General features: G+C 64.7%; 19 protein-coding genes. 16 read left to right on the top strand and 3 right to left on the bottom strand.

The annotated features are described in order from the left end of the window. Window positions 1-23: 23 nt before the first annotated feature. From ACSQ84_RS33075 to ACSQ84_RS33145, 15 genes are all read left to right on the top strand, one after another. Complete coding sequence (locus ACSQ84_RS33075) at window positions 24-2924, top strand: flotillin domain-containing protein (protein ID WP_436215938.1); 2901 nt, start codon at window positions 24-26, stop codon at window positions 2922-2924. A 9-nt stretch (window positions 2925-2933) separates the two neighbouring features. Continuing rightward, entirely contained in the window at window positions 2934-3371 is a 438-nt protein-coding gene (locus tag ACSQ84_RS33080) for an SRPBCC family protein (RefSeq protein ID WP_436215939.1), read from the top strand. Between the two features lies 1 nt (window position 3372). Beyond that, window positions 3373-3816: an SRPBCC family protein gene (locus tag ACSQ84_RS33085; RefSeq protein ID WP_436215940.1), complete on the top strand. Its 444-nt coding sequence runs from the start codon at window positions 3373-3375 to the stop codon at window positions 3814-3816. Between the two features lie 16 nt (window positions 3817-3832). Continuing rightward, a complete protein-coding gene (locus ACSQ84_RS33090; RefSeq protein WP_436215941.1) occupies window positions 3833-4651 on the top strand; it encodes an FAD binding domain-containing protein in 819 nt (272 codons plus the stop codon). 19 nt (window positions 4652-4670) lie between these two features. Then, window positions 4671-5150 carry a (2Fe-2S)-binding protein gene (locus tag ACSQ84_RS33095; RefSeq protein WP_436215942.1) on the top strand — a complete coding sequence of 160 codons (480 nt, stop codon included), beginning with the start codon at window positions 4671-4673 and terminating at the stop codon, window positions 5148-5150. A gap of 11 nt (window positions 5151-5161) precedes the next feature. Continuing rightward, window positions 5162-6751 (top strand): xanthine dehydrogenase family protein molybdopterin-binding subunit, encoded by a 1590-nt coding sequence (locus ACSQ84_RS33100; protein ID WP_436215943.1) that lies wholly within the window; start codon window positions 5162-5164, stop codon window positions 6749-6751. Between the two features lie 2 nt (window positions 6752-6753). Further along, the gene (locus tag ACSQ84_RS33105; RefSeq protein ID WP_436215944.1) at window positions 6754-7776 is read left to right on the top strand and encodes a xanthine dehydrogenase family protein molybdopterin-binding subunit; all 1023 of its coding nucleotides are present in this window, start codon (window positions 6754-6756) and stop codon (window positions 7774-7776) included. 10 nt (window positions 7777-7786) lie between these two features. After that, entirely contained in the window at window positions 7787-8668 is an 882-nt protein-coding gene (locus ACSQ84_RS33110; RefSeq protein ID WP_436215945.1) for an AAA family ATPase, read from the top strand. Beyond that, window positions 8665-9783 carry a VWA domain-containing protein gene (locus ACSQ84_RS33115; RefSeq protein WP_436215946.1) on the top strand — a complete coding sequence of 373 codons (1119 nt, stop codon included), beginning with the start codon at window positions 8665-8667 and terminating at the stop codon, window positions 9781-9783. Before ACSQ84_RS33110 ends, ACSQ84_RS33115 begins: the two co-directional genes overlap by 4 nt. Further along, window positions 9780-10670, top strand: coding sequence for an amidohydrolase family protein (locus ACSQ84_RS33120; protein WP_436215947.1), 891 nt, complete (start codon window positions 9780-9782; stop codon window positions 10668-10670). Before ACSQ84_RS33115 ends, ACSQ84_RS33120 begins: the two co-directional genes overlap by 4 nt. 60 nt (window positions 10671-10730) lie before the next feature. Next, entirely contained in the window at window positions 10731-11579 is an 849-nt protein-coding gene (locus ACSQ84_RS33125; protein WP_436215948.1) for an MBL fold metallo-hydrolase, read from the top strand. An 18-nt stretch (window positions 11580-11597) separates the two neighbouring features. Further along, a complete protein-coding gene (locus ACSQ84_RS33130; RefSeq protein ID WP_436215949.1) occupies window positions 11598-13163 on the top strand; it encodes an isochorismatase family protein in 1566 nt (521 codons plus the stop codon). Between the two features lie 10 nt (window positions 13164-13173). Next, window positions 13174-13800, top strand: a complete 627-nt coding sequence (locus ACSQ84_RS33135) for an FMN-dependent NADH-azoreductase (RefSeq protein ID WP_436215950.1) — start codon at window positions 13174-13176, stop codon at window positions 13798-13800. A 188-nt stretch (window positions 13801-13988) separates the two neighbouring features. Continuing rightward, window positions 13989-14471: a transcription elongation factor GreA gene (gene greA / locus ACSQ84_RS33140; RefSeq protein WP_436215951.1), complete on the top strand. Its 483-nt coding sequence runs from the start codon at window positions 13989-13991 to the stop codon at window positions 14469-14471. A gap of 266 nt (window positions 14472-14737) precedes the next feature. After that, on the top strand, window positions 14738-15841 hold the full coding sequence (locus tag ACSQ84_RS33145; RefSeq protein WP_436215952.1) for a serine hydrolase: 1104 nt from the start codon (window positions 14738-14740) through the stop codon (window positions 15839-15841). Between the two features lie 96 nt (window positions 15842-15937). On the opposite strand, the gene ACSQ84_RS33150 is transcribed toward ACSQ84_RS33145, so the two are convergent. The 3 genes from ACSQ84_RS33150 to ACSQ84_RS33160 all read right to left on the bottom strand — a co-directional run bounded on the left by ACSQ84_RS33150 (window position 15938) and on the right by ACSQ84_RS33160 (window position 18392). Beyond that, window positions 15938-16966 (bottom strand): alpha/beta fold hydrolase, encoded by a 1029-nt coding sequence (locus ACSQ84_RS33150; RefSeq protein ID WP_436215953.1) that lies wholly within the window; start codon window positions 16964-16966, stop codon window positions 15938-15940. A gap of 84 nt (window positions 16967-17050) precedes the next feature. Continuing rightward, on the bottom strand, window positions 17051-17455 hold the full coding sequence (locus tag ACSQ84_RS33155) for a DoxX family protein (protein ID WP_436215954.1): 405 nt from the start codon (window positions 17453-17455) through the stop codon (window positions 17051-17053). A 73-nt stretch (window positions 17456-17528) separates the two neighbouring features. Next, the gene (locus ACSQ84_RS33160; RefSeq protein ID WP_436215955.1) at window positions 17529-18392 is read right to left on the bottom strand and encodes a pirin family protein; all 864 of its coding nucleotides are present in this window, start codon (window positions 18390-18392) and stop codon (window positions 17529-17531) included. A gap of 93 nt (window positions 18393-18485) precedes the next feature. Here ACSQ84_RS33160 and ACSQ84_RS33165 point away from each other — a divergent pair, with 93 nt between their 5' ends. Beyond that, window positions 18486-19376: a LysR family transcriptional regulator gene (locus tag ACSQ84_RS33165; protein ID WP_436215956.1), complete on the top strand. Its 891-nt coding sequence runs from the start codon at window positions 18486-18488 to the stop codon at window positions 19374-19376. Window positions 19377-19474 lie beyond the last annotated feature (98 nt).

Below are 19474 nucleotides of genomic sequence, written 5' to 3' on the forward strand. Positions count from 1 at the left end.
GCCGGGACCAAGGGAGGAAAAAGATGTCGGGGAATCTGGTCGGTGAATTGATCCTCTGGCTCATCGTGGCGATCGTCGCGGTCGTCATTGCCGTCTACATCGTGAACTGGCTCTACCATCGCTCATCGAAGGAAACCTCCTTCGTCCGTACCGGCTTTCTCGGCGAGCGCGTCGTGATCAACGGCGGCGCCTTCGTGCTGCCCTTCATTCACGATTTCACGCCGGTCAACATGAACGTGTTGCCGATGGGCGTTGTTCGCGCCCGGCAGGATGCCGTCATCACCCGCGACCGGATGCGTGTCGACATCGAGGCCGACTTCTACGTCCGCGTCCAGGCTACCGCAGAGGCCGTTTCGATCGCCGCGTCAACGCTCGGACGCCGCACCCTGGAGCCCGAGCGGCTCCATGCGCTGCTTTCCGGCAAGTTCGTCTCGGCGATCCGCTCCGTCGCCTCGGAAATGACGATGGAACAGATGCACGAGCAGCGCGGAGAATACGTCGCGCGCGTCAAGGCCGCCGCCGCCGAGGCGCTGGCGCAGAACGGGCTCGAGCTCGAATCCGTCGCCATCACGGACCTCGACCAGACCGACCTCGAACACTTCAATCCCTCGAACCGCTTCGACGCCGAAGGCCTGACCCGCCTGATGGAGGACATCGAGGCCAGGCGCAAGCTGCGCAACGACATCGAGCAGGACTCGATGATCAGGATCCGCACCCGAAACCTCGAAGCCGAACGGCAGGCGCTCGATATCGAACGCGAGAGCGAGACCGCGCGCCTCGAGCAGGAGCGTGACATCGAGATGCGCCGGGCCCTGCAGCGCACCGAAGTGGCGCGCGAGCGCGCCTTGCGCGAGACCGAGGCCGAGCAGGCCCAGATCACCGCGCGCGAGACCATCGAGAAGGCGCGGATTGCCAACGAGCAGTCCATCGCCGAGGCACGCATCTCGTCCGAGCGCGAGACCAGGCACAGAGAGATAGAGCGCACGCGCGCGGTCGAAGAAAAGGAGCTCGAGGCCCGCGAGGAGATCGAAAAGGCGCGGATCGCCAACCAGCGCGCGGTCGATACCGCACGCATCGCATCGGAACGCGAGGTGCGCCAGCACGAGATCGAGCGCATGCGGACGGTGGAGGAAGCCGAGATCGCGGCACGCGAAGCCATCGAGAAAGCGCGCATATTGCAGGACCGCGCCGTGACCGATGCACGCATCGCCAACGAGGAGGATACCCGCCGGCGCGAGATCGAACGCACCCGGGCAATCGATGAAGCCGAGATCGCGGCGCGCGAGGCAACCGAGAAGGCGCGCATCGCGCAAACCATGACCGTCAACGTCGAACGCATCAGCTCCGATGAGCGCACGCGCGCGCTCGAAATCCAGCAGGTGCGCACGATCCAGGAAGCCGAAATCGAGGCGCAGAAGGCGGTCGAGGCCGCGCGGATCGCCCGCGAGCGGATGCTGGCGGCCGAACGCATCGGCGCCGAACACGCCACGCGCAAGCTCGAGATCGAACGCAATCAGGCCGTCGAGATCGCCGGCATCGCCGCGCGCGAGGCCACCGAAGCCTCCCGGATCGCCCAGGAAGAGCGCGTTCGGGCGCTCGAGATCACGCGCAACCAGGTCCTCGAGGAAGCCGACATTGCGGCCCGCGAAGCCATCGAAGCGGCCCGGATTGCGCAGGAGAAGACCGTTGCCGCCCAGCGCATCCGCGCCGAGAAGGAGACCCGCGGGCTGGAGATCGACCGCACCGAGGCGATCGAGGCGGCAGAGTTGAAGCGCCGCGATGCGATCGAGCGACAACGCATCGACGTCGAACTTGCACTCGAGAGCGAGCGCATCGCCTCCTCCAGGACCCGCGAAGTGCTCAGTATCGACCAGAAGAAGGCGATCGAGATCGCCGACGAGGAGCGCGTGATCGCCCTTGCCGCCAAGCGATCGGAGCGGATCGACGCCGACCGGCAGGTCAAGCAGGCCGAGATCGTCGCGCGCAAGGAAGTCGACACCACGGACGTCTCGCGTGAGCAGGCGCTGGAGGCGGCGCGGATCGAGCGCCGTCGCGCGATCGAGCAACTCGAGGTCGCCCGTGTCCAGTCGCTGCAGGAGGCCGAGATCGCCTCGCGCGAAGAAGTGGAGCGTGCCCGTATCGCCTCGGACCGCGGCCTCGATGAGGCCCGGATCGGCCGCGAACGCGAGCTGCGCAAGCTTGAAATCAACCGCGAAAAGGACGTCGAGACGACGCTGATGGAGAAGGCGATCAGCCTTCACCAGAAATCGCTGGAAGAATCGGCGGCCAAGGCGGCGGCAGAAAATGCGCGGGTGCACGCGACCGAAGCTGCCGAGCGCGTCGTGACCGCGCGGGAAAGCGAGGTCGCCAAGCGGCGCAAGACCGTCGAGATATTGCTCGCCGAGAAGAACGCCGAAGAGACTCGGATCGGCGCCGAAGCGGAGCGCGTCCGCGCCGCGGTCGAGGCCGAGGCGCAACGCCTGCTCAACGAGGCGGAGAACGTGCTCACCGACCAGGCGCGCTACTCGCTGTTCCGCCGCAAGCTGCTCGACCGGATCGAGGGCATCGTGCGCGAAAGCGTCAAGCCGATGGAAAAGATCGAGGGCATCCGCATCCTTCAGGTGGATGGCCTCAATGGCGGCGGCAATGGCGGGGGCAGCGGCCGCAGCGCCACCGACGAGGTGATCGATTCGGCGTTGCGCTACCGCGTGCAGGCCCCGCTGATCGACTCGCTCCTCGCCGACATCGGCGTTGAGGGCGGCAGCCTTGCCAGGATGCCCGGCCTGATGCGCGAGGCGCGCGACATGCAAGGCATCCGGGAAGCAACGACGCGGAGCGGCGGGGACGGCAAGCCGGCCACGCCAGCGGCAAGTCCACCGGCCGGTGAGCCGCGGGCCGAGCGCACACCGCGCAAGAAGGAGTGAGCGCGTTCCATGGCAAGGGTTTATATCTCAACCGTCGTCAATGCTCGCAATGACCGTGTCTGGGCGCGCGTGCGCGACTTCAACGGGCTGCCGAACTGGCATCCCGCGATCGCGGAAAGCCGCATCGAGGGCGGCGAGCCCGCCGACAAGATCGGTTGCGTGCGCGACTTTCGCCTGCGCAACGGGGATCGCATCCGCGAAAAGCTGCTGGGATTGTCCGACTACGACATGTTCTGCACCTACTCCATCCTGGAATCGCCGATGGGGGTGGAGAACTACGTTGCCACGCTGCGCCTGACGCCGGTCACCGATGGCGACCAGACCTTCGCCGAATGGACCGCTGAGTTCGACTGCGCACCGGAGCGCGAGACCGAACTCATCAACAATATCGGCGGCGGCGTGTTCCAGGGCGGCTTCGACGCGCTGAAACGCGCTTTTGGAGGCTAGCGTGCCGCATATTGTCAAAAGCACCATCGTCGACGCACCGACCGGCGCGGTGTGGAATGTGCTGCGCGATTTCAACGGGCACGACCGCTGGCATCCGGCGGTTGCGACCAGCGCCATCGAGCGTGCCCAGGCCGCCGACAAGATCGGCTGCGTCCGCCGTTTCAAGCTCAAGGACGGCTCGGAATTGCGCGAGCAGTTGCTGGCGCTGTCGGACCTCGAGCAGACCTTCAGCTATTGCCTGCTCGATACGCCGATCCCGATGTTCAACTACGTGGCGCATGTCCGCCTGCTTCCCGTCACCGACGGCGACCGCACCTTCTGGCAATGGGAATCGCGCTTCACCACGCGGCCCGAAGACCGCGAGGGCATCACGCAAATGGTCGCAGAGCAGATCTACCAGGCGGGATTCGAGGCCGTCCGCCACCACCTGAAGGAGGCCGCATGAGCGCGGAGGAGAACCGATGCCTGTCACGGTAAGGACATTCGCGAATTCCAGCGAGGCGGCGTCGGCATTGTCGGCCGATCGCAGCGCGCGCTACCTTGGCGGCGGCACGCTGGTGATGCGCGCGCTGAACGAGGGTGACATCTCGATCACCACCGTCGTGCGCGCGAACGACCTGGCGCTAACGCGGATCGACGCGGCGGGACCGCGGGTCACGATCGGCGCTGGCATCACCTTTACGCGCATCCTGGCCGAGCGCGATCTTGCCTTCCTGCACGGCGCCGCCCGCTCGATCGGCGGACCGGCGGTGCGCAACATGGGCACCGTGGGCGGCAATTTGTTTGCGCCCAGTCCCTATGGCGACTTCACAGTGGCCCTGCTCGCGCTCGACGCCATGGTTTCCGTGCAAGGCGGCCTCGGCAGCCGCGACCTGCCGATCGAGGAATTCCTGCAGTCACGCGAGCGGCAGGCCGGCGGCCTCGTGCTCGCGATCTCGTGCCAGAAACCCGGCAGCGCCGAGGCGTTCCGCTACCGCAAGATCGCCCGTATCAAGCCGAAAGGCGGCTCGGTGATCACGCTGGCCGCGCACCTGCCTGTCAGCAGCGGCCGCATCGTCGGCGCCCGCATTGCGCTCGGCTCGATGGCGCCGACGCAAATTCGTGCCCGCGCGGCCGAACGCGCGCTGGAAGGACGCGCGCTCGATGCATCAACGATCGACGCCGCGGCGGCGGCGGTCGTCGAAGGCACGTCCCCCGGCGATAACGCGCTCGCCAGCGCCTGGTACCGGCGCGAGATCGTCGGCGTTCACCTGCGACGTTTGTTGTCGGGCAAGGAATAGGCAAGGGAATAGAATCGACATGGCCAAGACCGCCCTGCAATTCCGCCATAACGGCCGCGATGTCGCGATCTTCGTCGACGGCGGCACCAATCTCCTGGTCGCGCTGCGCGAACTGATCGGCGACATGACGCCGAAGTTCGGCTGTGGCCAGGGCGGCTGCGGCGCTTGCAGCGTGCTGATCGACGGCGAACTGCATCTCTCCTGCCTCACGCTGGCCGAGACCGTCGCCGGACACTCGGTCGAAACGCTTGACGGGATCAAGGACGGGCCCAACCTGCATCCGCTGCAGCGCGCCTTTGCCGATAATTTCGCCGCGCAGTGCGGCTATTGCACGCCGGGCATGCTGATGGCGGCCAAGGCATTGCTCGACCGCAACCCCTCGCCGAGCCATGCCGACGTTGTCGAGGCGATCTCCGGGAATATCTGCCGCTGCACCGGCTATGAGCCCATCATCAACGCCGTGCTCGCGGCCGCCTCGGGCGGCCGGGTTCGCGCCTGAAGGATTTTGCCATGCTGGAACTGCGCAAGGACATCTTCGCCGACGAGCGCGACGACAATCTGAAGGAAATCGGCAAGGGAACGCAGCGGCAGGACATGCTCGGGCATGTCACGGGCACCTCGCCCTATTTCGACGACCACAAGCTGCAGGGCATGCTGCACCTGAAGGTGGTCCGCAGCACGCATTCCCACGCGCGCCTGCGTCGCATCGACACGTCAGAGGCGGAACATTCGCCGGGCGTGCGCCGGGTGATCCGCGGCGCCGATGTGCCGCGCAACCTCAATACCCTGCTCAGCCTGATCAATTTCGGCAAGGACGACGAGCCGTCGCTGGCGGTCGACAAGGTGCGCTACAAGGGCGAACCGATCGTCGCAATCGTCGCGGACAGTCCCCGCGAGGCCTATGAGGCGATGGCGAAGGTGCGGATCGACTACGAGGCGCTGCCGGCGGTGTTCGACGTCGAGGACGCGCTGAAACCGAACGCGCCCGTGGTCAACGAAACCTATCCAAAGAACGCGTTCATCTATCACGACGTCTACGATCACCAGAAACTGCGCTTCGGCGACGCCGACCGCGGCCTGGCCGAAGCCGATCATGTGCTGGAGCAGCGCTACCAGATGTCGCCGATCGAGCATGCGCCCACCGAAACCAACGGCTCGATCGCAGCTCCCGACACCAATGGACGCTACATCGTCTATACCTCGACGCAGGCGCTGTTCTTTTCGCTCGACACCTGCGCCAAGATCCTCGATGTGCCATCCAACACCTTCCATTTCATCGGCGGCACGGTCGGCGGCGGCTTCGGCGGCAAGGTGGATACGCTCACCGAGCCGCTGTGCATCCTCGGCGCCATGCTGACCGGACGCCCGGTACGCTATTCGTTCGGGCGCGAGGAGGAGATGCAGTATGGTCCGCCGCGAGGCGCCGAACGCATCTACATCAGGGATGGCGTGATGCGCGACGGACGCATCGTCGCGCGCAAGATCCGCGCCTATTTCGACAGCGGTGCCTATACGAGGCTGTCGAGCTATGCCGCCGTCAAATGCGCGGCGCATCTGCCCGGTCCCTACACGATCCCCAACGTCTACGGCGACGTCTATTGCGTGTTCACCAACCGCACGCCGGCAACCGCCATGCGTGGCTTCGGTGTCACCGCCATGGACTTTGCGATCGAGTGCCAGATGGACAAGCTCGCGCATCTCGTTGGCATGGATCCGATGGAGTTCCGCATCCTCAACGCCTACCGCGACGGCGATATGAAGGCGCACCGGCGCGAGGCCAAGAACACCGCTTTGATCGAATGCGTCCAGGTCGCCGCGGAAAAGGCCAAGTGGCCGATCGGCGAGGAGTTCAAGCGCATGTCATCGCGCAAGGATGGCGGTGGCAGCCGCGCTACGGTTCCGCCGACGCCGCGTGAACCGCACGCAACCCCGGTCGCGGCGTCGCAGCAGCGCACGACATACGATCGCGCGCCGGCCGTCTCTCGTGAGCCGCCGCTCCCAAGTCCGCCGTCAACGCAGCCGCCCTCTCCTCCCCGGCCGCAGGCGCCCTCGCACGGTGCCACCCGCTTCTCTTCCGTCTTCGGCACCAGGAGGCGCTGACCATGACAACGCATCGTGGACGCGGCATCGCGTCGATCAACTACCCCATCGGCATGAATCTCGGCGGCGACCCCAGCCAGGCACTGGTCCATTCCAACCCCAGCGGCAAGTTCACGGTGGCGCTGTCATCGATCGATCTCGGCCAGGGGATGAAATCGGTGACCCGGCAAATCTGCGCGGAGACGCTCGGCGTACCGGTCGAGGACGTCTACGTCGACACCGCCGATTCCGACACCGGGCCGCACTGCATGGGATCGTTTGCCTCGCGCGGCACGCACCGGGTCGGCAACGCCGTCATGGCCGCAGCCAGGGAAGCGCGCGGCGTGATGATGGAGGCGGCCGCGGAGGAACTGGAAGTCAACGCGGCCGATCTCGAAACCGACGGCCGCGGCAATATCCACGTCAAGGGCGCTCCGAACCGCTCGATCTCGACCAAGGACGTCGCGATCGCCGCCCAGTTCAAGCAAGGCAAGACGATCGCCGGACGTGGCATCTTCCTGGTGCCGCTCTCCAATGTCGATCCCGAGACCGGCGAGATGTCGCCGGCGACCTGCTATGCCCATGCCTGCCTGGTGGCCGAGGTCGAAGTCGACGACGAGACCGGCGAGGTCGCCATGGTCCGGATGGACAGCGCCTACGAACTCGGCCGCGCGCTCAATCCACGCTTGGTCGAGCAGCAACTGGTCGGCGGCGCGTGGATGGGGATCAGTCACGCGCTCTATGAAACGCCGGAGCCTTATTATCCGGACCCCAGCCACGGACCGCGCGACTTCGTCGAGTATCTGATGCCGGGCCCCGGCGACATCTGCCCGCACGACATCGCGGTGCTGGAACGGCCAGCCGCCGATGGCCCGTTCGGCGCCAAGGGGCCGGGCGAAATGTGCGCCAACCCGGTGCTGCCGGCGGTGGCGAATGCGATCTTCAACGCCGTCGGCGTGCGGATCGACGAGTTGCCGATCACGCCCGAAAAGGTCCTCCGGGCCATCAAGGCCCAGGGCGGCGCGCGGCCGCAGGCCCGGCGCTGAGGCAGGACGCATGCCGGTTCGCAGCAGCATCGTCGGTATCGACAGCCCGGAGGCGCTCGAGAAAGCGCTGCGGGCGGCCTATTATCTTGCGGACGACGCGATCGCGACCGCGGCCTATCTAGCGCTCGCGCTCGGCAAGCCGCTATTGCTGGAGGGCGCGCCCGGCGTCGGCAAAACCGAAGCCGCCAAGGCGATTGCCGCCGTGCTCGGCCGCAAGCTGATCCGGCTGCAATGCTATGAGGGCATCGACGCGTCAGCCGCGCTCTACGAGTGGAACTATCCGCGCCAGATGCTGGCGATCCGCCAGGCGGGCGAAGAGAGCATCGATATCTACGGCGAGGCCTTCCTGATCGAACGGCCGATGCTCGCGGCGCTGCGCGCACCGGATTCGACGGTGCTGCTGATCGACGAGATCGACCGCGCCGACCAGGAGTTCGAGGCCTTCCTGCTCGAATTCCTCTCCGACTTCCAGATTTCGATTCCCGAGCGCGGCACGCTGCGCGCCACCGAACATCCGGTCGTCGTTCTGACATCGAACCGGACGCGCGACCTGCACGAGGCGCTGCGGCGCCGCTGCGTCTATCACTGGATCGACTATCCGACCGAGGAGCGCGAAGCGCGTATCGTCATGATGCGGGCCTCCAGCGTCGCCGAGTCGACCGCGCGCGCGGTCGTCGCCGCCGTCGGCAAGCTGCGGCGGGAGCCGCTCAGCAAGGCCCCCGGGGTCGCCGAGGCGGTCGACTGGGCGGAAGCGGCGACACTGCTGCACCAGGGCGGCGCGCGCTGGCCGGACGCGTTCAAGCGATCGATTGGCGTCGCCCTCAAGGACGAGGAGGATCTTCACTTCATCGCGCCCCGGTTGGATGCGCTGATTGCGGAGGCGGCGGCGTGAGCGGCGAACTTACCCCTCCCCGCGCCATCCGTGGCTTCATCTCCTTTGTCGCCCTGCTGCGCGCCAATGGATTTGCCGTCGCGCCGGAGCAGACCACGGCCTTCCTGGCCGCCATCGAACTGCTCGGGCCGCGCAGCCTGCAACACATCCGCAAGGCCGGGCTGGCGACGCTTGCGCCTCCTCCGGAGCGGCACGCGACCTATCACCGGCTGTTCGACCTCCACTTCCGCGGCAGCGAAGCGATCGAGCCGGCGGAAGGCGAAGACGAAGAGATCGTCCGCCTGCAGGAGGAAGGACGCGGCGAGGACGAGCCGCCGCTCGCCGAAGAGGCCAACGAATCCGGCCTGGCCGCGGCGCGCGCGGAAGCCCTGGTCGAGCGCCGCTTTGGGCGAGATACGAACATCGACGCGCTGCGCCGGCTGTCGCGCGAGGCGGCGGCGCGCCTGCCGCGGCGGCGCGGTCATCGGCGCCGGCGGGCGCGGCGTGGACCGTTCGCCGATTTGCGCCGCACCCTGCGCGACAGCGTGCGCAATGACGGCGAAGTGCTGCGGCTGGGACGTTTGCGGCGCCGCCCGCGGCCGCGCCGGATCCTGCTGCTGATCGACGTGTCCGGCTCGATGAAGGCGCGCACCGAAGAGAACATGAAGCTCGCCCATGCGCTCTCGCAGGCAGCGCGCAATGTCGAGGTATTTACCTTCGGCACCCGCCTCACGCGCGTAACGCGCTCGCTGCGATTGAAGCGCCGCGAACAGGCGCTGAGCGCGGCCGCCCATCTGGTCAGCGACTGGGATGGCGGCACGCGGATCGGCGACGCGCTGCAGGCATTCCTGGCCGTGCCGCGGTTCGGCAGCTACGCACGCGGCGCCGCGGTCGTGGTCATCTCCGATGGCCTGGAGCGCGGCGATCCCGCCGCCTTGCGCGACGCGGTTGCAAAATTGTCGCGCCGTGCCTGGCGCGTCAGCTGGCTGACGCCGCTGGCAATGGCGGGCGGATTCCAGCCGCAAACCGAGGCGCTGATCGCGATCCGGCGTTTCGTCGACGATCTCGTCGGCGGCGGCTCGAGTGCGGCGGTGGTCTCGCATCTGCTGTCGCTGGGAAGCAGGAGGGCCGCATGATCGGCATTGTCGACGCCCATCATCATATCTGGCGTCAGGCGGATCTGGCCTGGTTATCCGGCCCGATGCAGCCCCGCATCTTCGGCCCGTATGAACCGATCCGCCGCGACTATCCGATTCGCGAATATCTCGACGACCTCGCAGGCACAGGCGTCCTTCGTTCGGTCTACGTGCAGACCAACTGGCCCAATGATCAATTCGAGCGTGAGGCGGCCTGGGTGCAGCAGACGGCAAATGAACACGGCTGGCCGCACGCGTTGGTCGCCTATGCCGATTTCAGCGTGGACGATGTTCGCCCGCAGCTTGACCGCCTTGCGCGCTATCCGCTGGTGCGCGGCGCACGCATGCAGTTGCACTGGCACGAGAACCCGCTCTATCGTTTCGCGGCGCGTCCTGACCTCTGCGCCGACCCCGCGATCCGGCGCAATGTCGGACGGCTTGCCGACTACAACTGGAGTTTTGACCTCCAGGTGTTCGCCCCGCAAATGGCGGAGGCAGCGGCGCTGGCCGAATCCTGCCCCAAGGTGACTTTCGTGCTGCAGCACGCGGGGATGCTGGAAGACCCTTCGCCGGAAGGCCGCGCCGCCTGGCGCGCCGGCATGGCGCGGCTGGCGCGTTGCCCGAACGTGGTCGCCAAGCTTTCCGGGCTGGGCACCTTCATCCACCGCAACGATGCCGCGCACATCGCCGCAGTCCTGGAAGACACGGTCGCGATCTTCGGGGCCGAGCGGTGCCTGTTCGGCTCCAATTTTCCGATCGAAAAGCTCTGGACCAGCTATCGCGACCTCGTCGATGCCTACCGCAGCGCGACGGCGCGTCTTCGCCCCGAACAGCGTGACGCCATTTTCGCAGGCACCGCCAAGCGCGTTTACCGGCTTGGACCGTGAGCAGGACCAGCCGCCGGCGCGATGATCAGAACAGGGATGAACCGGGAATCGGAGGAATAGATGCCGTTGGAAATCAAGATACTCGACTATGGCGATATCGAGCTGGAATCGAGTTTTCTCGTGCTCGGGCGCGACTGCGGCCGCACCCGCCGCGTCCTCACGCTCGGCTTCCTGATTGTCGGCGGCCCCTATCCCGTCGTGGTCGACACCGGCTATCGCTCCAACCAGATCATGGAAACGCTGGGCATGCGTGGCCTGCAATTCCACGAGAACATGATCGAGAACCAGCTGGCGCGGCATGGCGTTCGCATGGGCGACGTGCGCTTTGTCTGCCACACGCACCTTCATATCGACCACGCCGGCAAGGATGACCTATTCCCGATGAATACGACAGTCGTCCTCAACCGTAAGGAGCTGGAGTATTCCGTCTCCGGCTTGATGCATCCGCAGTATCCGGCGCCTGACATCAAGCATCTGATCGACCGCCTGCACACCAAGAGCGCGCTGCGCTTTCTGGATCTCGAACTCACCGGGCCGGTCGAACTGATGCCGGGCGTCTATTGCGATGCCGCCAACGCCCATACCGAAGGCTCGATGAACATCCACGTTCACACCGCTGACGGCATCGCGACGATCTGCGGCGACGTGATCTACGATTTCAACGACCAGATCGTGACGCCGTTCCACGAAATCCAGGACGCCGAGCCGCGCACCACCGGCAACCACGGCACCAGCAAGCGGGCGGAAAAGGCCGCGATCAAGAAGCTCCTGAGCAGCTCACGCTATCTGCTGCCGGTTCACGACAGGCCGGCCAAGATCGAAGGCGGCACCGTGGTCGGGCGGCTGCATGACCAGGTACCCGGCCCGGTCGTGCAAAGCCTGCCGCAGCGCAACTGGTTCCCGGCGTAACCCAAGGACATACAACCGATGACGCATGTCACGTTGCGATCGGAATTCGAGGACCTGATCGATCCCTACGCGCCGGTCGGCCAGACCGGAACCGGCTTCGAATTCACCGAAGGACCGATCTGGCACCCTGTGGATCACTATCTGCTGTTTTCCGACATGCCCGCCGACGTGCGCCGGCGCTGGGATAGCAGGCGCGGCGTAACCGAGGTCAAGCGTCCTTCGAACAAATGCAACGGCATGACCTACGACGCGGAGCTTAACCTGATCGTCTGCGAGCATGCCACGTCCTCGCTCATTCGCGAACGGCCCGACGGTCGCCGCGAGGTGCTCGCCTCTCATTTCGACAACCAGGAGCTCAACAGCCCGAACGACGTCTGCGTCCACTCCAGCGGCGCGATCTACTTCAGCGATCCCTGGTATGGGCGCATGCCGGTGTTCGGCGTCGAGCGTCCGCGCCAGCTCGGCTTCCAGGGCGTCTATCGCGTTCCGCCCGGCGGCGGCGCGGCGAAACTCCTGGTCGATCGTCATCTGTTCGAGCAGCCGAACGGATTGTGCTTTTCCCCGGATGAGCGGGTGTTCTACGTCAACGACACGGTGCAGGCCCTGATCCGCGCCTTCGACGTCGAGGCCGACGGCTCACTTTCCAATCCGCGCACATTTGCCGGCGGGATCCGTTCGGAACTCGAACCCGGATTGCCCGACGGGATGAAATGCGACCAGCGCGGCAACGTCTGGGTGACGGCGCCCGGCGGCGTCTGGGTCTATTCACCGGCCGGCGAACTGCTCGGCAAGGTCCGCCTTCCCGAGCTGGTCGCCAATCTCACCTGGGGCGGCCCCGAGTTCCGGACGCTCTATCTGACGGCGACCCATTCGGTGTATGCGATCCCGACCAAGGTCGGGCCGCGCCACGAACCCTACATGAGCGGCAAGCGCGGCGACGCCGGCAGCACGGCGGCCGCGCCCCATCTGGCTGACGGCGACATGCAGCTTGATCCGCGGCGCTGTGCGATGATCCTTCAGGACCTGCAGAACGACGTCATTATGGACGGCGGCGCGTTCGCGGATTCCGGCGCGCCCGCCCACGCCCGCGAGCAGCGTGTGGTCGACAATGTCCGCCGCCTGGCGGAGATCGCCCGCTCGCGCGGCGTCGTCATCATCCATGTCTGGTTCATCGTTGAAGCAGGCGCGCCCGGCGTCACGCTCAACGCGCCGCTGTTCGAGGGGCTTGTCGACAGCAAGGCCATGGTGCGCGGCAGCTGGGGGGCCGCCCCGGTTTCGGGGCTGGAGCCGCGCGCCGGCGACTTCGTCGTCGAAAAGATGCGCATGAGCGCCTGGGAAGGCACCCGGCTGGAAACCATCCTCAAGGCGACCGGGCGCGACATGATCATCAATGCCGGCGCGTGGACCAACATGTCGATCGAGCACACCGCGCGCACCGGCGCCGACAAGGGTTACTTCATGATCGTGCCGGAGGATTGCTGTTCGACGATGAACGCCGAATGGCACCACGCCTCGGTCAATTTCGCGATGCGGAACGTTGCGGTCGTGACCAACGCCGACGCCGTGATCAAGGCGCTGGGCTGAAAGCAGGACGTTGCCGAAACTGTTTCATCTCTCCTGTTCGCCGCGCGCCGATTCCGAATCGAGTGCCGGCGCGCGTGTCTTTCTTGATCGTTTCCGCCAGGCGCGGCCGGACTGGGACATCGACGTGATGAACCTCTGGAAGGACTATTTGCCTGAATTCGAAGGCTATGTCCTGGAAGCCAAATATGCCCGCCTCGGCGGACGCGCCTTCACCGACTCGCAGCGCGATGCCTTTGCGGTTACCGAACGCATTGCCGTTCGCCTGGCGCTTGCCGATCGCGTGCTGATCTCAACCCCGATGTGGAATTTCGGCGTTCCGTACAAGCTGAAACACTGGATCGACGTGATCACGCAGCCCGGACTGACATTTCGCTTTGATCCGGCGCAAGGCTACCAGCCCCTGCTCAAGGACCGGCCGACCATCGTGATCCTGGCCAGCGGCAGCGACTTCGTGACCGGCATGAACCGCGGGCGCATCGACATGGCGACGCCTTATTTGCGCGAGGCGCTCCGCTTCATCGGTATCAGCAACGTGCGCTTCGTGCCGATCGGCCCCACCGCCGGCCCGGCCGAACCGGCCCGTGCCGCGCAGCAGAATGCACATCGCCGCCTCGCCGAGATTGCGGCGGGTTTCTGACCGTCTCAGGGAACGCCGGCCAACCCGCGTGGCGCCGCGCGCCTGTAGCCATCAAATGGTTCCTATCGCTCCGCGATATGTGATCCGCAAAAGCCGCTGCATGTTGTGCTACAATTCCCTTGGCCAGTCCGTGTTCTTGTCATTGGCCTTGCATTTCCCATTATCTCTCACTCGGAAGGGATCCAGGATTGAGCGTTGCCTTTACCAAGGAAGACAGTGCCGAAACGGCGTCGGAAACTCTGCTGCCCGACCGCCCGATTTCGCCTCATCCGAACCTGGTTACGGAAGCCGGCTTGAAGGCGCTGGAACTTCAGCTCCACCAGGCTCGCGAGGCCTACGAGACGGCGCAGAAGATCGAAGACATCAATGAGCGGCGGCGGCAAGCCGCGACCCCGTTGCGGGATGTGCGCTACTTTGCGGCGAGAGTTCGGACCGCTCAGGTCATCGCCAACCCTGCGTCAACGGACACTGTTGTTTTTGGCAGCACCGTGACCTTCCGGCGCGACGACGGACGCGTGCAGAAATATCAAATCGTGGGAGAGGACGAAGCGGACCCCAAGGCCGGTTCCATTTCCTTCGTGTCCCCGGTGGCAAGGTCGCTGATGGGCAAGGCCGTTGGGGATGTCGTCGGCACAGCCGGGCAAGAGCTTGAGATCATGGCGATCTCATAGAGCCCCCGCGCAAGGCACGGTCGATGTTTGGAATGTCCTGCCTTGCGCCTGCGGCAGTGCCGGGTTCGAAGTTCGCGCCTTGCCTGCGTCGAGCGTTCGCAGCTCGCAAGTCGGCGGAATTCGACGGCTTCACGGCAAGTTGACGGCGCTTCCCGATAAGCGCCGTTTCGCGCGCGTAAGAGCATCACTCGGCTTCAATCTGACGATGGCTCGGTATGGTGACACGTTCTTCGCACTGGTGGCGGCATCGTCGAGCGATCGGCCTGATGATTTTTCCAGCCCTGCTGCTCGCACTGGCGCGCGGGTCGGCTGCGGATATCGGTATGGATGCCAAGGTTCAGCACATCGTAACGGCCGAGCTGGCTCCGGAAACCGTCGGCAAACCGGGCGGTCTCGCTGTGGCGGTCTACGCGGCGGGCCACACCCAATTTTTCAACTACGGCGTCGCCGACGGATCGACAGATCGGCCAATCACGTCAGACACGTTGTTCAACCTGGCGTCGGTGCGAAAACCGTTTGACGCCATCCTGGTCGCGCTGGGTACGCTGCATGGCGAACTGCGTCTGGACGATCCAGTGAGCAATTATCTCCCCGAGTTGCGCGGCGACTACATCAAGCGCGTAACGATCGGTGAACTGGCAACGCACACGTCAGGCCTCCTGCTGCCGACCGACCACCCGCCATGGCCGAACGATTCGTTTACGCGGCAGCAATTCCTGGACATGCTCAACGCATGGACGCCGCGAGCAGGCGAGCAACCGGGCAAGCAGCGCATCTATACACATGCAGGCTATGTGCTGCTGCAACTGGTGCTCGAACGTCGCTACGGTCGGCCGATCGGAGAGCTGATCGAAGCGCGCATCCTGAAGCCGCTCGGCATGAACCAGACATTCCTCCCCGAGCGCGGACCGGACAACCGCGCCATCCTGGCTCCGGAGCTGTTGAAACGTGTCGTGCAGGGTTACTCGGATACGGGCATGGCGATTGGCGCACCGGGAAACCAGCAGAGCTATTTCGATTTCCCCGGCACGGGTCAGATGTTCTCCTCGGCGCGCGATCTCGCCACCTTGCTTGCTGCCTTTATCGATGGCGCAGCGATCGATCCGCAATTGCGACAGGCATTGCAGATGACGCAGCGTGAGGCATTTCGTGTGGACGAAAAGTTCGGCCAGGCGATGTCCTGGGAAACTATTCATTTGAACGACGTGGTCGTTGTCGACAAGCCGGGCGGACTCAACAACACGACAGCCTATGTCGGCCTCGTGCCGGCACGCAAAGCCGGCATTGTTCTGCTCGCCAACCGCGGCGATTTCCCGCATGAGATCGCCCGCTACCGCGTGCTTCCGGAATTGGCGCGAGAACAAGAATAGCCGCAAATGTCGATTGGCGCGGCAGTGAGCCCACCTGGCGGAATCAGCGGTCATCGCGATCAAACCCCCAATCCAGCCAACGTCGGCCGCTGCCCGTCATGACGCCCAGACGTCGGCCAACTTCATTCCAAGCCACTTCGCCAATGCCGCATTCACTGCGACGGGGCATTCCTGCGCCATCCAGTGTCCCGATTGGACCACGACCTCAGTCAGGTCCGCACAGTATTCACGCATCGGCTCGGCGAGGCGGGAGCCCGTCGTGTCGCAGGTCACGTCGTTGGCCGCATGAAGGAAAAGCACGGGCATGTCGAGCCGACCGCCGTTGATCGCCTTTGCCGAGTAAGCAATGTTCCTATCGTGATTCATGTACCAAGAGGCCGGACCGAAGAAACCGTTCCGCTCCAATGCTGCCGTGTATGCGGCAAGGTCCGCTTCAGTTAGCACATCGCAATCGATAGGCACGTCTGGGGCTCTACCCGCGCCACCAAACCACCCACCATGCTTACGTATCAGCGCGGTGCGGGCCGGCTTGCCTCGAGCCGCGGGATCACCCTTGCGGAACAGCGCTTTCACGGTGTCTCGTGGGTTGGCTTCGAGCGCGGCACAGGCTGCCGAGAAGTTCTCTTGATAGAATAGTTTGTATTCCCACTGACCTGCCGGAAACTCGTTCTCCGGATAGAGCGTCCGATCAACAAGCGGAAGCAAGTTTTCCGGCGCGAAGCCCTTGGGCAAATAGGGTACGCATAGGTTGGCAACGCCGTGGCACCGGTCTGGATGGTGACTGGCAATGTCCCAAACCACCGGGCTTCCCCAGTCATGCCCCACCCACACAGCCTTCTCGCGTCCAAGCGAATCCAGGAGTTCGACCATGTCGCGCACACTATTTTCGACCGCGTAATCCGCATGCCGCCGATAGACGCTTGACCTGCCGTATCCACGCATATCTGGCGCCACGCAACGGAACCCCAGCTCGGCGAATATTGGCAACTGGTGACGCCAACTAATCGACAGTTCGGGCCATCCATGCAGGAAATTGATCATCGGCGCGTCGGCAGCGCCGCACGCAAGATAAGCCGTCGTATGACGACTCGTCTTCACGACATGTTCGGTGATCGGAAATGGCATTTGAAGCTCCGTTTGCGGCGACCGCGAAACCCGTGCCAAACCGCGACGAGATGTGTCTCGCCGCTCTTACTTCAATCAGACCGCTTACGCCGCGACGGAAGCGGACTTGCGCCTGTTGTCCAGGCTGAACGCGCCGGCGCCGAACGCGATCACCTGCAGAAGACCTCCGGTGATCGCGAGGTTTTTCATGAAGTGGATCATCTGGTTCTGGTCGGCCATGTTGTTGTGGAACAGCACGGCCGCGGCCAACGTGAAGATTGCCAGGGCTGCAGCGACGAGGCGGGTCTGAAAGCCAACCAGCAGAGCGAGCCCGCCGGTCACCTCGACGATAACCGCGACGGCGAAAGCGGCCGGAGCAAATGGCGCCCCGGCAGATTGGATATAAGCGATCGCGTTGGCGGGAGCAGCGATTTTCGACAGACCCGACAAGACGAAGATGAGCGCGATCAGCAGGCGACCCAGCGCAGGCAGGTAAGCAGGCGTGGACATCGAAGGACTCCTTGTTTGAGTTGGGTGGATTGACGACTTGTTGCGACGGTAAAGATGAGTGCGATGGGGCATGTCAGATTTGTCCCATCCGGCCCGCGTGATAGTCGCGAACCGCGCGTTCGAGTTCGGCAATGGTGTTCATGACGAAGGGGCCGTGACGGACGATGGGCGCATCGAGCGAATCGCCGCCGACCAGCAGCAGCTCACTGTTCTCCCGCACTGCTACTTGCAGCGTGTCCCCGGACGTAAGGCGGGCGAGCTGCCCCGGCTCGACAGTCTCATCGGCAATGGCGATCTTGCCCGTCATGACATAGAGTGCAAGTTCACGAGCACGCGACGCGTCAATGCGCAGGGTGCCGCCGGACATCAGGCTGGCGTGAACCACGAAGGGACTGCCGGAAGTCCAGACGGGGCCGGCGACGTTGCCGACCTGCCCTGCAATGAGGCGCACCGTTCCGTCGTCATGCGGCAACAGCGGAATCTCGTCGGCCTTCACGTGCCGATAGGCGGGATCAGCGTGCTTTCCGCCTTTCGGCATGTTGATCCACAGCTGCACCCCGTGCACGCGGCCGCCCGTGCGCACCAGGATCTCGTCCGGCGATTCATCGTGGATCACACCGCGGCCGGCGCGCATCCATTGCACCTCGCCTGGCCCCATCGCGCTGACATTGCCGAGGCTGTCCTTGTGCACCGACAGCCCTTCGAGGAGCAGGGTCAGGGTCTCGATACCGGCGTGAGGGTGAGCCGAGGCGCCCTTGGCTTCGCCCGGCCGCACCTCGATCGGCCCGAAATGATCAAGGAAGATGAAGGGGCCAATGGCCTCAAAGGCGGACGATGGAATGGCGCGACGAACCTCGAATCCATCTCCTTCAACGGTATGGAAGGCGGCATGGCGCGTCGCGACGTTGCGCTCGCGCGGGAGTGTGAGGGTATTCATGGGCAACCTCGTTTCAACTAAAGCGAGCGATAGCCCCCTTCCACATTTCAGAAAATGCGGATAATCTAGAGAAGACTATTCAGGATTTTAGAAATGAAGGTCGGTATTCCCACAATCGATCAGCTCCAGATTCTCTCCGTAGTCGCGGAGTGCGGCAGCTTCGCCGCGGCCGGGCGGCGCCTGAACCGTGCCACCTCGGCGATCGCCTACGGGATCGACAATCTCGAGGAGCAGCTCGGAATCGCCGTATTCGACCGCGCGGGGACAAAGAAGCCAGAACTCACCGAAGCCGGACGCGCGCTGCTCGCCCACGCACGGTCGGTTCTTCAGGGCGTGGAGAAGATGCGCGCCAAGGCCGCGAGCCTCCGCGAAGGCGAGGAAGCGGAGGTCTCGCTGGTCGCTGACGTGATGCTCCCAACGGCCCGCCTGGTCGACGCTCTGCAAGCCTTCCAAATTGCGTATCCGACAGTTCAATTGCGGGTGCATGCGGAAGCGCTTGGTGCGGTGACCCAGCTCCTGGCAGACGGCACCGCACGGCTTGGAATCAACTGCGCCATGCATCCGCTTCCCGATGACATGGACAGACAGCAGATCGGAAACGTCAGGCTAATCCCGGTCGCATCGCCGTCTCATCCGCTGGCGCGCTCGCGACGACATTCGCCTGGTGAGTTGCGCGAGCACATCCAGCTTGTTCTGACCGACCGTTCGCCACTGACACAAGGCCAGGATTTCGGTGTCGTCAGTAGCAAGACATGGCGGCTGGCAGATCTCGGCGTGAAGCATGCCTTGCTATTGGCCGCGATCGGTTGGGGCTTGATGCCGGAATTCATGGTCCGCGGCGACCTGGAGGCAGGACGACTCATCGAGCTGGATATCCAGGGCGTGAAGGATGCGCTGTATCCGCTGCAGGCGATTTGGCGAATCCAAACGCCGCCAGGTCCTGCAACGCAATGGCTGATCGACCGATTTGCCGCGCAGGTGTGAGTTACGATGACTGCGCTTTGAACGCCCGTCACATGCGCGGCGCAGGCATTGAACGAAGCGGAATGTCAGCCATCACTTTACCACCGTCAAATCAACGC

The sequence above is a fragment of the Bradyrhizobium sp. LjRoot220 genome (assembly GCF_964252915.1).
Classification (GTDB): Bacteria; Pseudomonadota; Alphaproteobacteria; order Rhizobiales; family Xanthobacteraceae; genus Bradyrhizobium.

What these genes read in the sequence shown, in the direction of transcription:
- ACSQ84_RS33120 (WP_436215947.1), top strand. Translation starts at nt 9,780, where the DNA reads ATGATCGGCATTGTCGACGCCCATCATCATATCTGGCGTCAGGCGGAT.
- ACSQ84_RS33110 (WP_436215945.1), top strand. Translation starts at nt 7,787, where the DNA reads ATGCCGGTTCGCAGCAGCATCGTCGGTATCGACAGCCCGGAGGCGCTC.
- ACSQ84_RS33165 (WP_436215956.1), top strand. Translation starts at nt 18,486, where the DNA reads ATGAAGGTCGGTATTCCCACAATCGATCAGCTCCAGATTCTCTCCGTA.
- ACSQ84_RS33160 (WP_436215955.1), bottom strand. Translation starts at nt 18,392, where the DNA reads ATGAATACCCTCACACTCCCGCGCGAGCGCAACGTCGCGACGCGCCAT.
- ACSQ84_RS33090 (WP_436215941.1), top strand. Translation starts at nt 3,833, where the DNA reads ATGCCTGTCACGGTAAGGACATTCGCGAATTCCAGCGAGGCGGCGTCG.
- ACSQ84_RS33130 (WP_436215949.1), top strand. Translation starts at nt 11,598, where the DNA reads ATGACGCATGTCACGTTGCGATCGGAATTCGAGGACCTGATCGATCCC.
- ACSQ84_RS33150 (WP_436215953.1), bottom strand. Translation starts at nt 16,966, where the DNA reads ATGCCATTTCCGATCACCGAACATGTCGTGAAGACGAGTCGTCATACG.
- ACSQ84_RS33075 (WP_436215938.1), top strand. Translation starts at nt 24, where the DNA reads ATGTCGGGGAATCTGGTCGGTGAATTGATCCTCTGGCTCATCGTGGCG.
- ACSQ84_RS33125 (WP_436215948.1), top strand. Translation starts at nt 10,731, where the DNA reads ATGCCGTTGGAAATCAAGATACTCGACTATGGCGATATCGAGCTGGAA.
- ACSQ84_RS33095 (WP_436215942.1), top strand. Translation starts at nt 4,671, where the DNA reads ATGGCCAAGACCGCCCTGCAATTCCGCCATAACGGCCGCGATGTCGCG.
- ACSQ84_RS33105 (WP_436215944.1), top strand. Translation starts at nt 6,754, where the DNA reads ATGACAACGCATCGTGGACGCGGCATCGCGTCGATCAACTACCCCATC.
- ACSQ84_RS33155 (WP_436215954.1), bottom strand. Translation starts at nt 17,455, where the DNA reads ATGTCCACGCCTGCTTACCTGCCTGCGCTGGGTCGCCTGCTGATCGCG.
- ACSQ84_RS33145 (WP_436215952.1), top strand. Translation starts at nt 14,738, where the DNA reads ATGATTTTTCCAGCCCTGCTGCTCGCACTGGCGCGCGGGTCGGCTGCG.
- ACSQ84_RS33100 (WP_436215943.1), top strand. Translation starts at nt 5,162, where the DNA reads ATGCTGGAACTGCGCAAGGACATCTTCGCCGACGAGCGCGACGACAAT.
- ACSQ84_RS33080 (WP_436215939.1), top strand. Translation starts at nt 2,934, where the DNA reads ATGGCAAGGGTTTATATCTCAACCGTCGTCAATGCTCGCAATGACCGT.